The following is a 16,670-nucleotide window of genomic DNA, read 5'->3' on the forward strand; positions in this document are numbered from 1 at the left end:
TGAATAGTTACAAAGAAAGGTGACTGTTTATTTCCTCACTGTTTATTAGCGCATTACTTTTTTGTTCAATATTACTGAACTCTACCATTTTAGGGCACTTTTACATTTAGAATATTTAAATGCGATATAACTATTTGTTTACATGCGCTTACTAGCTGGCTACATTAGATTGATTGTAATATTTGGACATGTGCCGGCTTATAAAGCGGCATATGTCGAATACAAAGTTGTTAGGCATATATTCAGTTGAGGTGTTTGGTTCTAGAGGAAGTTCACAATTTTAAATCGTAAAACACTTATTTTCTTTGTCGTTCTGATTACTAGTTTTGCTAGTAAATTGTATGCTGAAACAATCTCTGTATCACACTGTAAATATATTACGGGAAAAGAAGATATACTCTTCTTAAATGTCCCTATTAAAGAAGATATTGATGCAATATTTTACTGTCCTACTTCTGAAAAGAAAAAATTAACTCTTCACAATGTTGCACTAGTCGTATCTGCTCCGATCAAAACCCCACGCGGGAACTGTCAAATTACAAAGTATGCCTTAGGAAAAGAGGATTCAACTGATAAATATCTTTGGTCATCTGTAATTGGTAATGCTTGCCCTCGAATAAATGAAAATGAATATGTGTCACTGTATTACCTTCCTAGTGAATATAATAAAGATCTGTTTTTTTATAATTTAACGAACTTCATATCAAAATTAAACGCCAATGAATTTGAATTAATTAACCGAATTCCATTTTACTCTTTATGGTTTTGTTCGGACTGTAAGGAGTTTATAAATGCAGTTCCTAATTCAAAGTTTGTTGTTAATAGCGTAGGTTCAAGTATTAACGATCCATTTAGTATTTTTGTATCATCTAAAGAAAGCCCACATATCCGTTGGATATTACATCTTTCTGTTGAAAATACGGGTTTATTTATAAACAATATTGTAAAGTATGTTGAGTATTAAATATGCCTAAAAAACTAATAAATAAGGACAAAAAACAGTTGGTTGTTTTCGTTCCTGAACATTTTAGCCAACAATTTTTTGCCCATTATTAGGGCGTAAAATTAATAGAGAGTCTATGTCTGTTATCCGTAGTTCAGTTTTTCAAATTATTTTTAAATCGATATTTTTACTACTATTTAACTTTATCGGATTCTTTCTGATTTACGCAGGTGCTCTTTTATTAGTTAGTGAGAACAATATTTCGTTATCGCTAATTGAACAACTTTTGGCGCTAATTCTAGCTTTGTTTACAACATCTACTTTTGCTTGGTGGATGGTAACCAGTTTTCGTCAATACGAAATCAAAATAGACAGTAAATTAATCTTACTCAAAGGGTTATCGGGCTGGAAAAAAATTGATGAAACTATTTTACTTTCCGATATTGATGGTGCTGAGATAGGAACCGACTTAGCTCTATTTAAGGGAGAAAAGCTGGTGGTGAAACTTTCAATGGTTTCTATAGCATTTGAAAAAGATTCTCTTAACAAAAATATAAAAAATATTGTCTTTGAATTGAAATAACAAAAATATAAAGAGTAATTTAACAAAGGCTAAATATCAGCGGGCTGTTCGCCTCGCTTCATTTTAGCCAACCATTTTAAGCCAATTTTACATATAAAAATTAGGAAATACTATGGTTCGCCAATCACGTAAATTTAGAATATTTGCTGCAATAATTACCATCCCATTATTTGCGGTGTTTTTATTTGGGTACAGTTTTATTATCTTTATGTATGCTGATGGGTTAAGCAACATTAAGCACTACTTGTTACTTGGTTTAGGTTTTATTGGTATTCTCTTGTGGGCAAAAATGTCCGTGAATATGATTAAAGACATAAGATTGATAAAGGTGTAATAACAAGGAAGGTATGCGTTCAATTCAATTTTTAGGTTTATTGACATCAATAGTGTCATTTTTGTGTTTGTTTTGGGCCTTAGCTCCGCTTTCGCCTGACAGTAGCGCTTCAGCAGAAGGTGCTATTGGCTTGTTTTTAATGTTTTTTGTAGCGCCACTTTTTGGTTTTTCAGCCTTGTTGTTAATTCCTTCATCTATCGCACTATTTAATACCAAGTTAAGAAAGAGTACTTATTTTTATGGTAAGTTTTGGTATGGTGTTTGGGGCCTTAATGGTTTGATATCTGTAGGGTATGTATTTGTAATTTTATATATTGGTTATATTTACTTAACTTTAAAAGTCAGTAACTAGCACTGGTATTAAACTTCAGAGCATAACGTTTATGTTTTTATGCCCGTTTACCCACTATTTTTCTGCTTTGCTAGTCGTTTTACTAATGATTTGTAATCAGCTGGTATTAAGCTCTTTGGTTTAATTGAGTCTTATTAGTTCCCCCTGCTAGAGCAGGTTAAAACTAATGAAGACTAAAAATCATTCAACTAATTTGCTAACGGCAAACTTACTGTAAAAGTGACCCCATTATTTTGTGTGTTATTTTGCGCACTTACACTGCCTTTATGGTAATCGCACACTAGCCTTACAATATAAAGGCCTAATCCTAAATGCGGTTGCTGCTGCATGTGTTGGCTGCGCACAGACACCATAGAATCAAATATATGCTCGCTTAACCCTTCGGGTAATAATGGGCCTGCGTTACTTACACTAAGAACTGCTTGTGTATCTTTGCTTTGTAACGTTACTTTAATTGCGGTATTAGCTTGGCTAAACTCTAATGCGTTATTAATGAGTTTATCAAGCAGCTGTGCTATGAACTCTGGTGCGCCTTGCATAGGCAATGAATTTGGGCATATATCCAGCGTAAATAATTGCTTATGGTAAGTGAGTAAATACCCTTGCATGCAGCCGTTAACAACAGAGCGTAGGTCAAATGGTTCGGGGTCATTGCTTTGAATGCTTTGCTCAAGGCGAGTAGCCTCACTCATGGTAGTAATTATTTTACCTAGGCGCTCTACGCCTTCACTGGCGCGATCAAGGTATTTTTGGCTAAGCTCGGTTTGCTTTAAACTTTGTAAGTTTTCAAGAGAAGAGCGTACTACCGCAACCGGCGTACGTAGTTCGTGAGATAAACGCGACGACATATTTTCTAAATAGTCGGTATAGCCGCCCAATCGGCTTACAATATTTGCAAAGCTACGCGACAGGTCGCCAATTTCATCATTAGAATCACTGTAACTAATACTGCCTGTAACACGCCCTTGTGCATCTATTGCTTGCTCTGCGGTATCGCGAAGGCGCCTGATACGGCTCGATATTCGTGATGCAAAAAAGAATAAAGTCACAGTCCCTATCAGCATGACGGCTAAAATAACGTTAAATAACTTTTCGAGCGATTTATTACGAAGCGTGCGAACACCGTTGGTGGTTTCTTCTGCTATTACTGCACCAATAACGTTGTCTTCAATCCAAATAGGGTAGGCCGCTGATAAAATAACGGCTTTGCTATCGGGGGTGAGCCGCCAAGACGATGCAGGTTGGCCTTTTAGTGCATTGGCTAAATGACTGCCTTGCATAGATGCTACGTCGTGTAGGGTATCTATAAATTCGTTTTCAGGGCGGGTTAAAATTTTATAATAAAGTGGGTGCAAATAGGTTTGCTCAAAACGTTGCCATGCATTTTGAGGCGGCTGATTTTTAAGGCCATCTGCCCATACACCATCAGCGTTTTGAATGGTGCCCGATTGTGCAAGCACGCGGTGGTGATTGTCTACGACCCATATACGGCTGCCGCTGTGGCCCATTCCTTTTAAAATTCGGCTAATTTCTGGTGAAGGCACTAGCACCGAGCCTAAATCGCTTGGGTTATTTAAGTTAGAGGTCGACATAACGTTAGTTAACTCGTTTAAGCTATCGGTATCTACAATAGCAAAACCCAGTTTGTTTCCTAGCATGGCTAACGGAAAGCGCAGTTCAACGGTGTAACCTGTTTGGGTGCGTTTAAAATAGCCCTGAATTTTTGTAAATGGCGCTTTGGTGTTTGCATTAAATGCATTAACCCAGCCGTCTTGCCTAGGGGCTATGATATACGTATTAAACTGGCCATCAGGGGTTTTTAAACCAATTTTTAAATGGTCGTTATTAGTGATGCTTAAGCTGTTTTTAGCACGATAAATAAGTGTGTTGTCGGTCACATTAAAAACGGCGTATAAGTAGTTATCAAATTTACCTACCATGTGGTCGAATGATAAATCGCTGGCTTGGTGGTTTTTATTGGTTTTTTGTAAATAGCGTTTATCGTAATGCCAGAACAACGCTTTGTAGGGTTCCCAGTCGGTTAGTTTGCCATCGAGCTGAATAGGGTTTTTTAGGTTATAGGCGTATAAATCGCGGCCTTTTATTACTTGGTCTAGAAAGTTGGTTTGCTCGTCAAATAAAGCAGGACGTTCGTGCAGAGCAGTGGCAAGTGCACGCGTTGTGCCTACGAGGGTTTTTTCTTGGCCTTGGCGTAAAAACTTTTCCATTTCCCACACATATTCGTAACCTAGCCATGGCAGTAAAAATAAAAAACAAGAAAGCACAATAAACTTACTGCGCAGGCCAAATCTAAGCATTAATGTTGCTCCCACCTATAACCCATGCCATACACGGTATCGATACAGTCAAACTGCGAGTCAAGGGCGATAAACTTTTTACGAATGCGTTTTACGTGGGAGGTTATGGTGCTGTCGTCCACATATATTTTTGCATCGCTCATTAAATCGTTACGGCTTTTAACATGGCCCGGGCGCTGCGCCAGTGAATGTAGCATCCAAAACTCGGTCACGGTTAAATCCACTAATTGCTGCTGCCAAAACACTTGCATGCGTTGCGTGTCGAGCACCAGCTGCCCGCGGGTTATAAGTGCATTGGCATCGGCGGGTTGTTCAAGAGCTTCCATTCTGCGAAACAATGCGCCTATTCGGGCAGCTAAATGAGCCAAGCTAATGTCTTTTGTTAGGTAGTCGTCGGCGCCCATACGCAGGCCGCAAACTGTGTCTATTTCGCTATCGCGTGCGGTTAAAAAAATAATAGGGAGCGTTTTAGATAAAGTACGCAGGGTTTGGCATAGTAAAAAACCGCCATCAATTTCGTGGCCAAGGCCTATATCAACAATGGCTAAATCGGGGAGTGCGTCTTTAAATGCATTTTCTGCTGTTATGCGGTCGCTGTAACCACTTACCTGATAGCCCTGTGCGCCTAACATTTCCATGTAGTTTTCGCGGATTGCGGTTTCATCTTCAATGATGGCTATTTTTTTCATTTTACACACCCCTATTTATTATAAAGCGCACTATATCGAAGTTTTTTAGCTATGTACGGTTAAAAAGGCAATTGCCATTTTTTTGCCACAATTGCTCAGCGGTTTGCCATTTTTGATCCCCTTTGTTGCCACTTGAGGTTGTTTTAATACATCTATCGAAACAAAACATCACAAAGTTAACATCAATTTTAAGGATCATATTATGAAGAAGGCATTAATCGCGCTAACGCTTGTTGCTAGTTTTTCTGCACCGGCATTGTCAGCAACTTCTAAGCACTCGCCCTCAAAAGAAGCAACCCAAGAAACTGCAATAGGTTTAGGTGCAGGCGCGATTTTTGGGGGTGTGGTTGGTGGACCAATTGGCGCATTTATAGGCGCATTTGCTGGTGGATTAATAGGGGATGCAAAGGTTGCTGACAACAAAATTAACGAGCAGCAACGCGCCTTGGCAGTAATGAAACAAAAAACTAAAGATTACCAACATGTGCTTAATCATAACAATCTGTTAGAGCAGCAGTTAGAGGTCCTTGCACAGCAAAATGAGCAGTTAACACAATCTCAAATTAATAACCTGCTTGCGATGACCGTTCAATTTAAAACGGGTTCAAGCGCAATAGCCCCCCACTTCGCTAAACAGCTCGACCAGTTAGTTGTGCTTTTAAACAACCAACCTCAATTAGCGCTTGATTTAAGTGGCTTTGCCGACCAACGAGGAGATGAACAGGCTAATTTTTTACTGTCTAAAAAACGTGTAAATGCAGTGCAAAGTTATTTAATAAAACACGGCGTTAGCCACACACGTTTAAGCGCGCAAGCCTTTGGTGAGCAACACACACTGGCAAACAGTAATACCCTAGAAGATAACTTTTTTGACCGTCGAGTAACGCTGACTACCCGTTCACTAACATCTGTAAATGGCCAAACGGCGAGTAACTAACTTTAGCGTTCGATGGAGTGATTTTATGTTGAGTAACCCAACCAAAATGCTTGTTAAGGCAAGCATTTTTATATTCATGGCTATATCGCTATTAGCAAGCAAAAGTAGCTATGCGCAATCGCCAAAGCTTGAACTAACCGACACCTTAGGTAAGCCCGTTAGCCCAGCTATTATATTAAAAAGCGACGCACAAATGACTGTAACAGGGTTAATTAACCATGTTGTTGTCAAGCAAACTTATCAAAACGAAAACCCGTTTGCGGTGAATGCGCGTTATGTATTTCCCTTACCCGACGAAAGTGCAGTACATGCCATGACAATGCGTATAGGTGAGCGAGTCATCAAAGGCCAAATTGATAAAAAAATAGAGGCTGAAAAAAAATACGCACACGCTCAAAAGGCAGGGAAACAGGCCGCACTTGTGCGTCAACAACGGGCAAATATGTTTGTCACTAATGTGTCAAATATTGGTCCTGGTGAGCAGGTGGTTATTGAGCTTGAGTATCAAGAAATTATTAGTTACCGCAGTGGCACTTTTGCCATTCGTTTTCCTACCACCATTACGCCACGTTACCACGCAATTAGCGGTGAAGTTGAGTTTAATGAGCAAAACCAAGCTCCCGTCAATACTGCACCAAGCGGCTGGTTAAGCCCTGTTTACAGTATACAAAGCGCGGCGTATAACGATGACGACGAACCTAGTAGTAAATTTAGTTTAAATATAGATATAGACGTTGGGTTAGAGTTGGTGGATATAAACTCTAAATTTCATAACGTAGATATTCATAACCCTGCATTTGGCCAATACACCGTTGCATTAAACGAGCAAAATGCCATAAACCGCGACTTTGTTCTTGAGTTTAAACCGCTGCAAAAAGAAAGCGCGCAAGCTGCCTTTTTTACCCAGCAGTTTGACAATGGCGACCGATACGGACTTGCTATGCTAATGCCGCCTGCTGATCACTTTACGCAAACTCAACGCTTACCCCGAGAAATGGTATTTGTAGTAGATACCTCAGGCTCAATGCATGGGCAGTCTATTGAGCAGGCAAAAAAAGCGTTATTTTATGCGCTGTCTTTACTCGATAGCGACGACAGCTTTAACATTATTGGTTTTGATAACGTGGTTACCCCCATGAGCGATAGTCCTCTTATTGCTAGCGACTTTAACTTACGCCGCGCTGAGCGCTTTATTTACAGCCTAGAGGCCGATGGCGGCACAGAAATACAAGGTGCGCTTGATGCGGTGCTTGATGGCAGTACTTTTGATGGTTTTGTACGCCAAGTGGTGTTTTTAACCGATGGTAGTGTAAGTAATGAAGCCGCTTTATTTAAAAATATTCAGGATAAATTAGGTGATAGCCGATTATTTACGGTAGGAATTGGCAGTGCACCCAATAGCTTTTTTATGCGCCGCGCAGCCGATATAGGCAAAGGGTCATTTACCTTTATTGGTAGCACACATGAAGTACAGCCTAAAATGCAGCAGTTATTTGATAAGCTCGCCCACCCAGCCATTACCGAGCTAGCTTTGAGCGATGAAAACGGGAACCGTTTAGATTTTTGGCCATCACCCTTACCTGATTTATATTTTGGCGAGCCTATCATGGTCGCTATAAAACTTAATGATGTTAAAAGTGTGATACTTACAGGGCAAACAGCACAAGGGCCACTTAACATTAAACTTAGCGCGCAAAATAGCCCTCAAGCCAAAGGCATAGCAAAACTGTGGGCGCGTCAAAAAATTAAGTCACTACTTTTATATAACGAGCAAAGTAGTGTTAAAGACGAGGTGCAAAAATTAGCTTTAACGCATCAGCTTTTAAGTCCATTTACTGCGTTTATTGCCATTGAACACACTCAAATTAAAGACGTTGCAGATCAAACTGCTCAAGCCGCTAACCAAGTGCCGCAAGGAATGGAAATGCGTTTGCCGCAAACCGATGGTCAAAGTAGGCTGCATTTAATGCTAGGTTGTATGTTACTTATGGTGTTTGGTGCTCTTAAATTAAAAAGACGCGTTAAAACATGAAAAAGTGGTTAAGTGCAGGGCTATTAATTGCTGGGCTCAGCTTGTTTGGCCACGGTGTGTATATGCAAGCAAAGGCATGGTTTGCGCAGGTACTTATTGAGCATGCGTGGCAGCAAGCGCTTGCAGAGCCTGGTAAAAAAGTAAAACCGTGGTTTTATGCTGACAGTTTTGTAACCGCGCAGCTTCAATTTCCATCGCATAATAAAACGTTAAGTGTGCTCGGTGGTGCGAGTGGTCGAAATTTAGCATTTGCACCAAGCCATTTTTTGCCCGCGGGGGAATTGGGTGATCGCCAAAAGGGAGCGTTAATAGCAGGTCATAACGACACCCACTTTGCGTTTTTACAGCACGCCAAAGTGGGTGAACAGTTTACTATGCAGTTACAAAGCGGGGAGTTACAGCAATATAAAGTCACGGCGGTTGATATAATTCATCAATCGCAGCATGACTTTTTACGCACACCGGGGCTTTATTTACTTACCTGTTATCCCTTTGATGCATTAGCGTCGGGCACCGATTTGAGGTTATTGGTATCGGCAGAAATATCTTCACCGGATTCACTAAGTGGTATATCAACAACAAGCTCTTGATGGCGCTGGCTAACCATAACGCCAATAAATACCACAAAAATACTAAGCCACTGCCAAAGTGTAAGTACTTCTCCCAAAATAATAGCCGATAAAATAAGTGTAAATATGGGAATTAAATTTGAATACGCCGCCGCAGTAAGCACCGATACTTTACTAATGGCATAGTTGTACATACCGTAGCCGCCTAAAGTAACGCAAGAGCCTAAATATAAAATACTCATAAGTGCTGTTAGGTCGTGTTGATTTTCGCTGGGTAGTTCAATAAAAAATAAAAAGGGTGCAAAAAACAAACTTCCGCTAATGCCTTGTAATGCAATTAAAGTCAGTGGTGAATACCGGTTTGCTAAGTGTTTAATGCTAACGGTATAAAAAGCAGCGCACACCATAGCCATTAGCTCTAAAAAGTTACCTAATATAGGGTTAGGCGCTTGTTCTGAGCTAGGAGATAGAAGCGTAAGTAAAATACTGCCGCCAATACATAGCGTAAAGCCCACCACAATGGCTTTACTTATGTATTCTTTAAGCATGAAAAACGCTAAAAACGCCACTATTATTGGCAAGCACGACACAATAACACCCGCCTGAGATGCCGATGTATATTCCATTGCGTGGCCTTCAAATAAAAAGTACAAGCAAGGCTCAGCAAGCGACATGCCGACTAAATACTTCCAATCACCTTTTTGGTATTCAAAACGAATAACATAACGCCATAAGCACAATGAAATAACGAGCGTAGTAAGCATACGTAAAAATATCACTAATGCCGGATCGTAAATGGCAATGGCGTATTTAAGCGCTATAAACGAACTGCCCCATAAAAAAGTGGCAACAATTAAACATAAACTGGCAGGCATAAGACTTAATTTAAACGATAAAATATAGCGCGATCCTAGCATGAAAATTTTTAACTTGTTCAAAAATACCGAGCTGGTATAAGTTAAATCATAATAAAATTTTAATAGCTAAAAACAATGCAAAGGGAACAGATAATAGTAGTAAAGTTAGGTACGAGCGTACTAACTGGTGGCACCGATAAACTAGATAAAGCCCATATGGTTGAGTTAGTTCGCCAATGCTGTGAGCTTAAAAAGCAAGGGCATCAGGTTGTTATGGTATCCAGCGGTGCCGTAGCTGCAGGCCGTGAGCAACTATTAAAACCCTGTGGTACGAGCTTAGTGAATAAACAAATGTTAGCCGCAATAGGGCAGGGCCAACTTATTCATATATGGCAAAGTTTATTTGCCTTGTATGGCGTAAACGTAGGGCAAATGCTGTTAACACGCGCTGATGTTGATGACAGAGAACGCTATTTAAATGCTCGAGATACCTTAACTGCCTTACTAAGCTACGATGTAGTGCCTATTATTAATGAAAATGACGCCGTTGCGACAAGCGAAATAAAAGTAGGTGACAACGATAACCTATCGGCCTTGGTGGCTATATTAGCTAATGCAGACAAATTGCTATTACTTACCGATCAAGACGGTTTGTTTACCAGCGATCCGCGCATCAATGCCGATGCAAAGCTTATTGACGAAGTAGCTCACATAAATGATGAACTGCGTCAACTTGCTGGTGGCAGTGGTACTAACTTAGGCACTGGCGGTATGGCAACAAAGCTGCAAGCGGCTGATATAGCAAGGCGTGCAGGCGTTGAAGTTATTATTGCCAAAGGCGCTGGCAGCAACGTTATTTTAAAATGCATGAGTGAGCAATTACCGGGCACGCGCTTTTTAAAATTAACGGCGCCTAAAGATGGTCGCAAAAAATGGTTATTAGCCGGGCCTAAAAGTAATGGGCAAATAGCAATAGACGCAGGCGCTATTAGTGCGCTGCAAAATAATGGGGCAAGTTTACTGGCCAAAGGGGTCACTAGTGCCTTTGGGGATTTTGAACGTGGGGACTTAATAGATTTGATTGATACAAATAACCAAGTAATTGCGCGCGGTTTAACCCGCTTTAGTCGCTCGGAGGTTAATAAAATTAAAGGCGCACATTCAAATAATATTGCTCAGTTGCTTAGTTATGACGCTGGTTCAGAAGTATTGCATAGAGACGACTTGGTACTACTTTAATGCTTAACTAAAAAGAATGAATTTTAATTAACTGTCTAATTGTTTAGTAAAGTTATAGATTACGTCTACACTGGTTAAAAATTATTCAAAACTGGGTGTGGCAATGCAAGCCAATTCATGTGGCCACGAGTGGGTAGTCGAACTCACTTGTCAGGAAGACGAAAGCCATTTAGATTCGGCTTTAATAGACGTGCTAGGTGACTTACTAAGCGAAAATAATTTTGCGATTTACATAAATAAGCACGTTACTTTGAAAGCCCCACCTCTGCTTTTAAACACTCAAAGCAACTTAACATACTTAGAGCCCAGTCAAGCCCAATTAATACTCAATAAAGCAACGCCTAGTAAAACAAGAGTTATTCATACGACTGATGATGTAACAACATACATCCCAGTTAATCATAGCGATACTATTCTGGGTGTTTTAATTATTAAAACCAAGCAGTTAATAACCGATAGAATAAGTGCATTAGCTATGTACATTTTAAATGTATACGCGAATCAATTATGGATTTTGCATAAGTCGCGCTTAGACCCTTTAACGGGGCTTTTAAATCGTCAAACCTTTGACAAAAAAGTAATGGAAATAGTCACCGGCAATGGTTTTTTATTACCCCGAGAGCAAGTACATAAAAAACGCTGTTGGTATTTAGCCATTGTTGACATTGATTTATTTAAAAATGTTAACGATACATTTGGCCATGTAGTTGGCGACGGTGTTATTGCACAAGTTGCTAAACTCATAAAAAATAATTTTAGAATTGAAGATTATGCTTTTAGATACGGAGGGGAAGAGTTTGCAATCGTATTTCAGTCGCAAACAAATACGGATGCACTTAATGCGCTAACTCGTTTACAACAGCGGGTGGCCAGCCATGATTTTGAGCACATACAGCAGTTAACAATTAGTATTGGCTTTTTAAAGCTGCAGAGCGCTGATACCGTTTCAAGCATAGTAAACCAAGCCGACATGGCGTTATATCACTCAAAAAAAACAGGACGGAATAAGGTGACATCATGTCACGAGCTTACGCTCAGCGAACAAGTCAGGGTTTCTCATTAGTATTGAGCTTTTTTGATTGTAAATTTGTGCTAAAATCTGGCTCCTTAAATTGTTGTAGTCAGAGTATTAAGCATGAAATTCGTTCGTTGGTTTTTAGGTTGTATAATTTTATTCTTTAATTTTATATTTACTCCTCGTAGTAAAAAGCGTGCAAGCGACGAGCAAGCCAAGCTTGATCTGCAAACCTCTCATTTTAAACTTTATCAATTTAAAGCATGCCCGTTTTGTGTGAAAGTACGCCGTGCTATTAAGCGCGAAGGCTTGAACATAGAAACACGCGATGCAAAAGACAATGAGCAGTATCGACAAGAGTTATTAGAGCAAGGTGGCAAAGTTAAAGTGCCTTGCTTACGTATAGAGCAAAATGGCCAAACTCAATGGCTTTACGAATCTAACGATATTATTGCGTACTTAAATAAAGTAGCTGCTTAAACGTAACCATATAATTTTTATCTCACTTATTTAAAGAGACATTACCATGACAATCCGTACTCGTGTTGCCCCGTCACCAACAGGTGACCCGCATCTTGGCACAGCTTACATTGCTTTATTTAACTACTGTTTTGCTAAACAGCAAGGCGGCGAGTTTGTTCTTCGTATTGAAGATACCGACCAAGTGCGCAGCACACCAGAATCAGAGCAAGCTATTATGGATAGCCTGCGTTGGTTAGGCCTCGAGTGGGATCATGGTCCTGATGTAGGTGGTGATTTTGGCCCATACCGTCAGTCTGAGCGTAGCGATTTATATAAAAAATACGCGCACCAGCTCGTTGAGCAAGGTAAAGCGTTTTACTGTTTTGCAACAAGCGAAGAGCTTGACCAAATGCGCGAAGAGCAAATGGCTGAGGGTCTGCGTCCTAAATACGACGGTCGTGGTTTAAACCACACAGAAGATGAAATTAAAGCTAACCTAGCTGCAGGTAAGCCTTACGTTATCCGTATGAAAATTCCAAGCGAAGGGACCTTTAAGTTCAACGACTACCTACGCGACGAAATTGAGATCCCGTGGGAAAACGTAGACATGCAAGTGCTATTAAAAGCCGATGGCTTCCCAACGTATTTCTTAGCAAATGTGGTAGACGATCACCACATGCAAATTAGCCATATTTTCCGTGGTGAAGAGTGGATTAACTCAGCACCTAAACTATTAAAGCTTTACGAAGATTTTGGTTGGGAAGCGCCAGTACTTGGGCACCTGCCATTATTACGTAACCCAGATAAGTCAAAGCTTTCTAAGCGTAAAAACCCTACAAGTATCAATTACTACAAAGAAATGGGTTACTTACCAGAAGCGGTACTTAACTACTTAGGCCGCATGGGCTGGTCAATGCCAGATGAGCGAGAAAAGTTCACACTTGATGAAATGATCGAACACTTTGACATGAAGCGTGTATCGCTTGGTGGCCCAGTATTTGACGTAGATAAGTTAAGCTGGTTAAACGGCACGTGGATCCGCGAAAGCCTAACCGACGAAGAGCTTGTACAGCGCTTTGTTGATTGGAAGTTTAACGGCGAAATGCTAGCTAAAGTATTACCAGAAGCTAAAACGCGTATTAATACGCTGTCGGATATGGTTGATTTAGCAGGTCATTTTGTAGGTGGTATTCCAACTTACGACCCAGCACTGTTAACGGCGGGCAAAGCCGATGAAAATGTAATACGCCAAGCACTACAATTTTTTGTATGGCAATTAGAAGGCTTACGTAGCTTTGATAAGCCAGCTATTTTTGCCATTGCAAAAGAGGTTGCCACATTCCACGAGCTAAAAATTAAAGACTTTTTAGAGCCAATATTTGTAGCAATCACGGGTAAAACGTCATCGACGTCGGTACTTGATGCAATGGAAATTTTAGGCTCTGACTTATCACGTGCGCGTTTACGTGTAGCACTCGCTCATTTAGGTATTTCTAAAAAGCAGGCTAAAAATATTGAGCGTGCGTACCGCACATACCCAAGCGCATAACCTTTAGTCATACTTTATAAAAAGCCGAGCTTATTAAATAAGCTCGGCTTTTTTGTTTTAGGGAGCCAGTGTTAATTAGTTCTAGTATTACTGCATTTATTCCAAATCGTAAGCTTGACCCTTACAAGTAACCGAAATGTCGCAATAAGATTGAGGAGTTTCTCTACAAGAATTAATAGTAAAGGCATTACCGCCTCTGCGCATTGCATCCACTTTAAGTGAATCAATGGCACTTGATTTAGCGCGATTGTAACTAACGTTACTGTTTGCACCACGGCCATCTCCATTACAGCTCTCGCCTTCAATTCGGCCTAATAATGAAGCACCGCTTTCATGGGCTTGTTGGTCACTATAAAATTGATGCAGATCTCTTTTATTTACATAAGTACCAATTTCATCACCTAAAACATCGTTGTTTATATTGGTATGGTAAGTAACGCCAGAACACCCAGTAAGTGCAGTTAGCACACAGGTTACAGCAAAAATACGCAGCATAATGATTAATCCCTTAGTTATTGTTGGCTTAAGAACAAATTATCAATAAAAACAAAAGCAAGCAAAACAAAAACAAAAGTAAGTTGTATCATTTTGTAAGTGATTCGACCTCTCTTTAAATTTTTTCTGGTAGTATGGGTAAGTTATAAGCAGTTTAAGCAGTGAACAAACTATGTTAAGTCCTTACTTTCAGCAGCACGCTGATTATGTTTCTATCTCTCGTGAGCAAGGGTGTCGTTTCGCAAAGTGCGTTGCAGATGATTACAATCCACTTCATGATAAAGATGCCAAAAAGTTTTGCGCGCCAGGAGACTTACTTTTTTCTTTAGTGTTAGACCGCTACGGTATAAGTGAGCGAATGGAGTTTACCTTTGCTGGCATGGTTGACGAAAATACCAAACTTAACTTCCCACAAGGGGATGATGAGTTTGATGTAACCAACGGCGATAAAGTAATTTTAAAGGTAAAACGCGAAGGCAAAACCAGCAAATGCCCAACACTTACAAATAGCCTAATAAAAAACTATGTTGAGTTTTCTGGTGCGGCATTCCCACATGTCATTATTCCGTTAATGGGCAAGCAAGAGGTAATGATTAACCCAGCGCGCCCTATGGTTATTTACGAGTCGATGATTATTAATCTTGATAACATTGAGATTAAAGCACCAACGCTTGAGTTTGCTGAGCCAAGCTTTGAATATACAGGTAAACGCGGCAAAATTACTCTGCGCTTTAACCTATTAGAAAACGGCGAAAAAGTTGGTTTTGGTGAAAAGCACATGGTGGTGTCTGGTATTCGTGAATACTGCCAAGCAACGGTTGATGACTTAATCGCATTTTATAATGAGCGAAAAGCGACCTTAAAACCAGTTTAAAATCAGCATTTAAATGAGGCGCTATTGATAGCGCCTTTTTTATTGCTAAAGCTCAGGTATAATGGCGCTCTTTGTTATTTTAAAGCTAAGCCTATGTCTGCTACATCATTTTCATCACTTAATCTCGACCCGTTATTATTAACAGCGATTGAGCAAAATAATTACACTACGCCAACCGCAATTCAGATTAAAACTATTCCGCCAATTCTCGCGGGCAACGATGTAATGGGCAGCGCGCAAACTGGCACAGGTAAAACAGCTGCCTTTGTATTGCCACTACTACATAAGCTTTTAAATACACCTAAAAAAGATGAGCCAGGTATTGCCCGAGTGGTCATTTTAACGCCTACGCGTGAGCTTGCTCAGCAAGTGTTTGCCAGCTTTGAAAAGTACGCACAAGGCACTAACATTCAGGGCGCTCTAGCTTATGGCGGCGCAAGTATTGGCCCACAAATTAAAGCACTGAAAACGGCGCAAGTGATAGTGGCAACACCAGGGCGTTTGCTCGATCATATAGTTAAAGGCAGTGTGGTGCTTTCAAGTGTTGATTCATTAGTATTTGATGAAGCTGACCGCATGCTCGACATGGGCTTTATTGATGAAATAAAACGTATTTTGCGCCACATTCCAGGCGATCGCCAAACCTTATTGTTCTCAGCCACATTCGATGACAGCGTGTTTGAGCTAAGTAAAAAACTACTTAAAAACCCCGAGCTGATTGAAGTTGATAAACGTAACTCAGCCGCCGTTGAAGTAGAGCAAATTATTTACGCTGTTGATGAAGACCGTAAGCGCGAGCTGGTATCGCACATGATTGGCATGAAAAATTGGCGCCAAGTACTTATATTTACGCGCACCAAACAAATGGCCGATAAGCTTGCCAAAGAAATGTGTAAAGACGGTTTAAAAACCGAATCCATTCATGGCGATAAATCGCAAGGCGCGCGCGACCGTGCACTACAAAACTTTAAAGAAGGCACTACACGCGTATTAGTTGCCACTGATGTAGCTGCCCGTGGTTTAGATATTCCGGCGCTTAAATACGTAATTAACTTTGAATTGCCATACATAGCTGAAGATTATGTCCACCGCATAGGCCGTACGGGTCGCGCAGGCGAGCAAGGCCTTGCAATGTCGCTTGTAAGTATTGACGAGCAATGGTTACTTGAAGAAATTGAAGTACTGCTTGATACGCGTTTAGCACCACAATGGTTAGAAGGTTACGAGCCTGACTTAAACAAAGCCCCTAAAGATAACCGAAAAAACACCAATAAAGCGCGTAAAGATCGTGACAAAAAGCGTATTACAGGTAAAAGGGCACCAAGCAGACGACGAAAATAATAGCCAATAGCATGGGGCAGTTAATGCCCCATTTAGTGATAAAAAATTAGTTTTTAAATAGTATTTAGCAATTTTATACAC

Annotated in this window: 16 protein-coding genes; 12 read left to right on the forward strand and 4 right to left on the reverse strand. The window is 40.3% G+C overall.

All coding sequences use genetic code 11. The annotated features are described in order from the left end of the window. Positions 1 to 337: 337 nt before the first annotated feature. The 3 genes from AC27I2_RS02055 (at position 338) to AC27I2_RS02065 (ending at position 2,212) form a co-directional block, all read left to right on the forward strand. On the forward strand, positions 338 to 964 hold the full coding sequence (locus AC27I2_RS02055) for a hypothetical protein (protein WP_487203390.1): 627 nt from the start codon (positions 338 to 340) through the stop codon (positions 962 to 964). A gap of 115 nt (positions 965 to 1,079) precedes the next feature. Beyond that, positions 1,080 to 1,526 carry a hypothetical protein gene (locus AC27I2_RS02060; RefSeq protein ID WP_487203391.1) on the forward strand — a complete coding sequence of 149 codons (447 nt, stop codon included), beginning with the start codon at positions 1,080 to 1,082 and terminating at the stop codon, positions 1,524 to 1,526. A gap of 347 nt (positions 1,527 to 1,873) precedes the next feature. Next, positions 1,874 to 2,212 (forward strand): hypothetical protein, encoded by a 339-nt coding sequence (locus AC27I2_RS02065; protein WP_058403076.1) that lies wholly within the window; start codon positions 1,874 to 1,876, stop codon positions 2,210 to 2,212. A 188-nt stretch (positions 2,213 to 2,400) separates the two neighbouring features. Here the strand turns inward: AC27I2_RS02065 and pdsS are convergent, their stop codons facing one another. Both pdsS and pdsR read right to left on the reverse strand, forming a co-directional pair. Then, complete coding sequence (gene pdsS, locus AC27I2_RS02070; RefSeq protein WP_487203392.1) at positions 2,401 to 4,530, reverse strand: proteobacterial dedicated sortase system histidine kinase; 2,130 nt, start codon at positions 4,528 to 4,530, stop codon at positions 2,401 to 2,403. Beyond that, positions 4,530 to 5,219, reverse strand: a complete 690-nt coding sequence (gene pdsR, locus AC27I2_RS02075; RefSeq protein ID WP_058403074.1) for a proteobacterial dedicated sortase system response regulator — start codon at positions 5,217 to 5,219, stop codon at positions 4,530 to 4,532. The genes pdsS and pdsR overlap by 1 nt, the downstream gene beginning before the upstream one ends. Before the next feature lie 202 nt (positions 5,220 to 5,421). Between pdsR and pdsO the strand changes: the two genes are divergently transcribed. From pdsO to AC27I2_RS02090, 3 genes are read left to right on the forward strand one after another with little or no spacing between them, the layout of a single operon-like run. Further along, positions 5,422 to 6,156 carry a sortase-associated OmpA-like protein PdsO gene (gene pdsO / locus AC27I2_RS02080; RefSeq protein ID WP_487203393.1) on the forward strand — a complete coding sequence of 245 codons (735 nt, stop codon included), beginning with the start codon at positions 5,422 to 5,424 and terminating at the stop codon, positions 6,154 to 6,156. Positions 6,157 to 6,181: 25 nt separating this feature from the next. Next, entirely contained in the window at positions 6,182 to 8,188 is a 2,007-nt protein-coding gene (locus AC27I2_RS02085) for a marine proteobacterial sortase target protein (RefSeq protein ID WP_487203394.1), read from the forward strand. Next, positions 8,185 to 8,778, forward strand: a complete 594-nt coding sequence (locus AC27I2_RS02090) for a class GN sortase (protein WP_487203395.1) — start codon at positions 8,185 to 8,187, stop codon at positions 8,776 to 8,778. Before AC27I2_RS02085 ends, AC27I2_RS02090 begins: the two co-directional genes overlap by 4 nt. Here AC27I2_RS02090 and AC27I2_RS02095 read toward each other — a convergent pair. Next, on the reverse strand, positions 8,673 to 9,632 hold the full coding sequence (locus tag AC27I2_RS02095; RefSeq protein WP_487203600.1) for a DMT family transporter: 960 nt from the start codon (positions 9,630 to 9,632) through the stop codon (positions 8,673 to 8,675). The two genes, AC27I2_RS02090 and AC27I2_RS02095, sit on opposite strands and share 106 nt — an antisense overlap. Positions 9,633 to 9,749: 117 nt before the next feature. On the opposite strand from AC27I2_RS02095, the gene proB reads away from it, so the two are divergent. The 4 genes from proB to gltX all read left to right on the forward strand — a co-directional run bounded on the left by proB (position 9,750) and on the right by gltX (position 13,879). Continuing rightward, positions 9,750 to 10,853, forward strand: coding sequence for a glutamate 5-kinase (gene proB, locus AC27I2_RS02100; RefSeq protein WP_487203396.1), 1,104 nt, complete (start codon positions 9,750 to 9,752; stop codon positions 10,851 to 10,853). Between the two features lie 103 nt (positions 10,854 to 10,956). Then, on the forward strand, positions 10,957 to 11,916 hold the full coding sequence (locus AC27I2_RS02105) for a GGDEF domain-containing protein (protein WP_487203397.1): 960 nt from the start codon (positions 10,957 to 10,959) through the stop codon (positions 11,914 to 11,916). Positions 11,917 to 11,988: 72 nt separating this feature from the next. Then, on the forward strand, positions 11,989 to 12,348 hold the full coding sequence (locus tag AC27I2_RS02110; RefSeq protein ID WP_058403067.1) for a glutaredoxin family protein: 360 nt from the start codon (positions 11,989 to 11,991) through the stop codon (positions 12,346 to 12,348). Between the two features lie 46 nt (positions 12,349 to 12,394). Continuing rightward, complete coding sequence (gene gltX, locus AC27I2_RS02115; RefSeq protein WP_487203398.1) at positions 12,395 to 13,879, forward strand: glutamate--tRNA ligase; 1,485 nt, start codon at positions 12,395 to 12,397, stop codon at positions 13,877 to 13,879. 96 nt (positions 13,880 to 13,975) lie between these two features. Here gltX and AC27I2_RS02120 read toward each other — a convergent pair whose 3' ends face one another. Beyond that, on the reverse strand, positions 13,976 to 14,374 hold the full coding sequence (locus AC27I2_RS02120; RefSeq protein ID WP_487203399.1) for a hypothetical protein: 399 nt from the start codon (positions 14,372 to 14,374) through the stop codon (positions 13,976 to 13,978). 172 nt (positions 14,375 to 14,546) lie between these two features. On the opposite strand from AC27I2_RS02120, the gene AC27I2_RS02125 reads away from it, so the two are divergent. Further along, positions 14,547 to 15,248 (forward strand): DUF3581 domain-containing protein, encoded by a 702-nt coding sequence (locus AC27I2_RS02125; RefSeq protein ID WP_039036485.1) that lies wholly within the window; start codon positions 14,547 to 14,549, stop codon positions 15,246 to 15,248. A 93-nt stretch (positions 15,249 to 15,341) separates the two neighbouring features. Beyond that, positions 15,342 to 16,589, forward strand: coding sequence for a DEAD/DEAH box helicase (locus AC27I2_RS02130; protein ID WP_410899653.1), 1,248 nt, complete (start codon positions 15,342 to 15,344; stop codon positions 16,587 to 16,589). The last annotated feature ends 81 nt before the right edge of the window (positions 16,590 to 16,670 follow it).

This window comes from Pseudoalteromonas sp. NH0006-46 (assembly GCF_057547735.1).

Coding starts and splice junctions, on each gene's coding strand:
- AC27I2_RS02125 (WP_039036485.1), top strand. CDS start 14,547: ATGTTAAGTCCTTACTTTCAGCAGCACGCTGATTATGTTTCTATCTCT.
- gltX (WP_487203398.1), top strand. CDS start 12,395: ATGACAATCCGTACTCGTGTTGCCCCGTCACCAACAGGTGACCCGCAT.
- AC27I2_RS02120 (WP_487203399.1), bottom strand. CDS start 14,374: ATGCTGCGTATTTTTGCTGTAACCTGTGTGCTAACTGCACTTACTGGG.
- AC27I2_RS02130 (WP_410899653.1), top strand. CDS start 15,342: ATGTCTGCTACATCATTTTCATCACTTAATCTCGACCCGTTATTATTA.
- AC27I2_RS02060 (WP_487203391.1), top strand. CDS start 1,080: ATGTCTGTTATCCGTAGTTCAGTTTTTCAAATTATTTTTAAATCGATA.
- AC27I2_RS02085 (WP_487203394.1), top strand. CDS start 6,182: ATGTTGAGTAACCCAACCAAAATGCTTGTTAAGGCAAGCATTTTTATA.
- AC27I2_RS02105 (WP_487203397.1), top strand. CDS start 10,957: ATGCAAGCCAATTCATGTGGCCACGAGTGGGTAGTCGAACTCACTTGT.
- proB (WP_487203396.1), top strand. CDS start 9,750: ATGCAAAGGGAACAGATAATAGTAGTAAAGTTAGGTACGAGCGTACTA.
- AC27I2_RS02095 (WP_487203600.1), bottom strand. CDS start 9,632: ATGCCTGCCAGTTTATGTTTAATTGTTGCCACTTTTTTATGGGGCAGT.
- AC27I2_RS02090 (WP_487203395.1), top strand. CDS start 8,185: ATGAAAAAGTGGTTAAGTGCAGGGCTATTAATTGCTGGGCTCAGCTTG.
- pdsO (WP_487203393.1), top strand. CDS start 5,422: ATGAAGAAGGCATTAATCGCGCTAACGCTTGTTGCTAGTTTTTCTGCA.
- pdsR (WP_058403074.1), bottom strand. CDS start 5,219: ATGAAAAAAATAGCCATCATTGAAGATGAAACCGCAATCCGCGAAAAC.
- pdsS (WP_487203392.1), bottom strand. CDS start 4,530: ATGCTTAGATTTGGCCTGCGCAGTAAGTTTATTGTGCTTTCTTGTTTT.
- AC27I2_RS02110 (WP_058403067.1), top strand. CDS start 11,989: ATGAAATTCGTTCGTTGGTTTTTAGGTTGTATAATTTTATTCTTTAAT.
- AC27I2_RS02065 (WP_058403076.1), top strand. CDS start 1,874: ATGCGTTCAATTCAATTTTTAGGTTTATTGACATCAATAGTGTCATTT.